Genomic DNA, 3,654 nt, shown 5'->3' with positions numbered 1-3,654 from the left:
CGCACCGTGCCGGGCGAGTGGATCGCCGATCACTGGGTCGGTCGCTTCGACGATCCCGCCAATGTCGGGCTCGAGATCGGCGTCGCCGAGGTCGAGGCCGCCTGATGCGCGATTTCGCGGACAAGGTCGCCGTCATCACCGGCGGCGCCAGCGGGGTCGGCCGCGCGATCGGCGCGCGGCTGGTCCGCGAAGGCGCGCGGGTGGTGCTGGCGGATATCAACCAGCAGGCGCTCGACGAGGCGGTCGCCGCGATCGGCGCCGCTGCCGGTCTCACCGTCGACGTGACCAAGGAGGCCTCGGTCGATGCGCTCGCCGCGTCGGTCTACGATCGGTTCGGCGCCGCGCATCTGGTGTTCAACAATGCCGGGGTCGGGCTGGGCGAGGCCAAGCGCGAGATCTGGACCTTGCCGCTCAACGACTGGCGCTGGGGGATCGACGTCAACGTGCTTGGGGTGGTCCACGGCATCAAGGCGTTCGTGCCGCGGATGCTGGCGAGCGGCGACGAGGGGGTGGTGATCAACACCTCCTCCTCGAACGGCGGGCTGCGCTCCTTGCCCAATACCCCGATCTATGCTGCGACCAAGGCGGCGGTGACGAGCATTTCGGAGGTGCTCTACCAGCAATTGCTCCGCGCCGGGGACAAGGTGCACGCGGCGGTGCTGTTCCCCGGCCCCAATACGGTCAACACCGCGATCATGGCCTCCAATCTGGTGCGGCCGGCCGATTATGTCGGCGATACCCCGCCCGATGCGGTCGCCTATCGCACGATGCAGGATCTGGTGAAGACCACCGGGCTCAACATCGCGCTGACCGAGCCCGAGGAGGTCGCCGATTTCGCGGTCGAGGGCCTGCGCGCCGGCCGTTTCTGGCTACTCCCCGAAAGCGAGAAGGGCGACGAGATGCTCCGGCTGCGCACCGAGAACATCCTGCTTCGCGCCGATCCGCAATCGGCGTGGTGAGCGGGGGCGGGGGGATGGCCTCGATCGCACCGGCGTCGGTCGCTGCGGCGAACGATGCCGCCCCTGCTGCGCGCGCCGGCGTCTATCGCTGGTATGTCGTCGGGGTGCTGTCGCTCGCTTATGCGTTCAGCGCGATCGACGCCCGCGTCCTGACCCTGCTGGTCGAGCCGATCAAGGCCGACCTGAAGCTGAGCGATTTTCAGGTCAGCCTGTTGCAGGGCTTCGCCTTCGCCCTGCTTTATTCGTTGGCGGCGATGCCGATCGGCCGCTTCGTCGACGGCACCCGGCGGCGCACCCCGCTGATCGTCGCGGGCGTGCTGTTCTGGTCGGCGATGACGATAGCGTGCGGTTTCGCGCGCAGCTTCGGCATGTTGTTCCTCACCCGCGTCGGCTGCGGGGTGGGGGAGGCGACGCTCAGCCCCACGGCTTATTCGATCATCGCCGATTATTTCGAGAAGCAGCGCCGCGCGCTCGCGATCAGCTTCTATGCGATCGGCTACCCGATCGGCGGCGGGCTTGCGCTGATCATCGGCGGGGCGTTGCTCGAACATTTCGGGCGCGGCGGGTCGCTGGGGCTCGGCTTTCTCGGCGGGCTGGCGCCGTGGCAATTGGTGTTCGTCGCGGTCGGGCTGCCCGGGGTGATCGTCGCCGCGCTGATCGCGACGATCAGGGAGCCGGCGCGCCGCGAGACCGCCGGGCTCGGCGATGCCGGCGCGATCCCGGTGCGCGAGGTCGTGCGCTATGTGCGCGATCGCTGGCGGCTTTATCTGATGCTGATCGGGGTCACCTCGCTCTCCGGGCTGCTCGCGATCGGGACGAGCCTCTGGTATCCCACCTTTCTCGGGCGCACCTATCATCTGACGCCGGGGCAGATCGGTCTCTATTACGGCTCACTGATGCTGGTGTGCGGCACGGTCGGCACATTGAGCGGCGGCTGGCTGTCGGGGTTTCTGATCCGGCGCGGGCGCGCCGACGGCAATTTGCGCATCGTGCTCGGCACCACCGCGATCAAGGCCGCGCCGCTGATCGTCGGCCCCTTGATGCCGAGCGCTGGGCTCGCGCTGGGCTGCATGGCGGTGGCGACTTTGGTCGGGCAGGCGGCGCAGGGCGTGATCCTGTCGGCGATCCAGGATGTTACTCCCAACCGGCTGCGCGGGCAGGTGACGGCGCTCACCCTGTTGTTCGTCAATCTGATCGGTCTCGGTCTCGGCGCAACCACAATCGCCGCAATCACCGATTTCGGTTTCCGCGACGAAGGCGCGTTGCGCTACGCGATCGCGATCACCGGCGCGGTCGTGCTGCCGGTCATGTTCGTCATGCTCGCGACCGGCATGGGTCGCTACCGTCGGGCGCTCGCCGAGATGGAGCGCGCGCAATGACCGGAGGGTCGCTCGCTTATGCCGGTTGAGCGCCCGCTGCTGGAAATCGACGATCTGGTGTCGCTGATCTACAGCGGCCCGATGGAAACCCCGCCGTGGCAGCGTTTCCTCTCGGCGCTGGCGGACCGGATGGGTGCGCGCAATGCTGCCTTGGTGCTGCGGCTCAGCCGGCAGGGCATTCCGCCGTTGGTCCTGTGGGGCAAACCCCCGCCCTTGTCCGCGCCGGAGGTCCGCCGCATCCACGCCCGACACGCCGAGATCGGGCACCTCGACCCCTTGCGCAACGCGCTCGACCGGCCGGGGGCGATCTTCACGCTCGACGAGGTGGTCGATCGCGTTGCCCTGTCGAGCAGCCAATTCTATCGCGAGGTGCTCGGCCCCTGGGGGCTGGAGAAGCAGCTCGGCATGTACATCGCCGAGCCGGGCGGCTGGGAGGGCAATATCGGCGTCATCAACGGCGCCGACGACCCCGATTTCGACGAGGATGACAAGGCGATGCTGCGCGCGTTGCGCCCGCATCTCGAACAGGCGCTGGCGATCTTCGCGCGGATCACCCGCAACGAAACCGAGCTGCAGGCGCTGATCGACACGCTCGACCGGCTGACGATCAGCACCTTGATCCTGTCGGGCTCCGGGAAGATCCTGCGCGCCAACAGCGCCGCGCAGCGTATGCTCGGCGCGGGCGAGGTGGCGGCATCGAGCGGCGGGCGGCTCGAACTGGTCAGCCGCGCGCCTAACAAGCAATTGCAGCAATTGATCGACAAGGCGCTCGCCACCACCGCGCACCGCGACGGCCCCGCCTTCGTCGAGGCGATGCGGCTGGAAAGCCCGCGGTCGCAGCATATCGGGGTGCTGGTACGCTCGCTGCGCCGCGCGAGCATCCAGACGCACGACAGCGCGCCTGCGGTGGTGGTCTATTTCGCTGGCGCCGGGCAGGTCCAGCCGGTCGAGCGGCTGGTGACGCAATTGTTCGATCTCACTCCCTCCGAGGCGCATCTCGCGACGCTGCTCGCGACCGGTTCGTGCCTTGGCGAGGCAGCCGAGCGGCTGAGGCTGACCGAAAACACCGTGCGTACCTATTGCAAGACGATCCTCAACAAAGTGGGGGTTCGCCGCCAGACCGAACTGGTTCGGGTGATCTTGCGGAGCGTCGCGGTCTTGGGCTGACGGCGACCCTTACCCGGTGGCCGCAATGTGTCCGAATTCGTTCGATCCGGCCTTCAACATCATTTCCTAAAACATGGGATAATCGCGGCGCGATTCGCCCTCCGTTGAAGTTCCGGCGTACAAGCTGGCGAGGTGGTTGCTCCCCGATA

General features: G+C 67.7%; 3 protein-coding genes. All 3 read left to right on the top strand.

All coding sequences use genetic code 11. The features are described 5' to 3' along the window. The first annotated feature begins 104 nt into the window (after positions 1–104). Genes BGN95_RS06040 through BGN95_RS06030 form a run of 3 tightly spaced genes read left to right on the top strand, consistent with a single transcriptional unit; the run spans position 105 to position 3,505 of the window. Complete coding sequence (locus tag BGN95_RS06040) at positions 105–959, top strand: SDR family NAD(P)-dependent oxidoreductase (protein ID WP_265314211.1); 855 nt, start codon at positions 105–107, stop codon at positions 957–959. A 14-nt stretch (positions 960–973) separates the two neighbouring features. Further along, on the top strand, positions 974–2,338 hold the full coding sequence (locus BGN95_RS06035) for an MFS transporter (RefSeq protein WP_286771969.1): 1,365 nt from the start codon (positions 974–976) through the stop codon (positions 2,336–2,338). Positions 2,339–2,356: 18 nt separating this feature from the next. Beyond that, entirely contained in the window at positions 2,357–3,505 is a 1,149-nt protein-coding gene (locus BGN95_RS06030) for a helix-turn-helix transcriptional regulator (protein ID WP_286771968.1), read from the top strand. Positions 3,506–3,654 lie beyond the last annotated feature (149 nt).

The organism is Sphingomonas sp. 66-10, assembly GCF_001897045.1.
Taxonomy (GTDB): domain Bacteria; phylum Pseudomonadota; class Alphaproteobacteria; order Sphingomonadales; family Sphingomonadaceae; genus Sphingomonas; species Sphingomonas lycopersici.
This window is presented reverse-complemented; position numbering and strand designations above follow the sequence as displayed.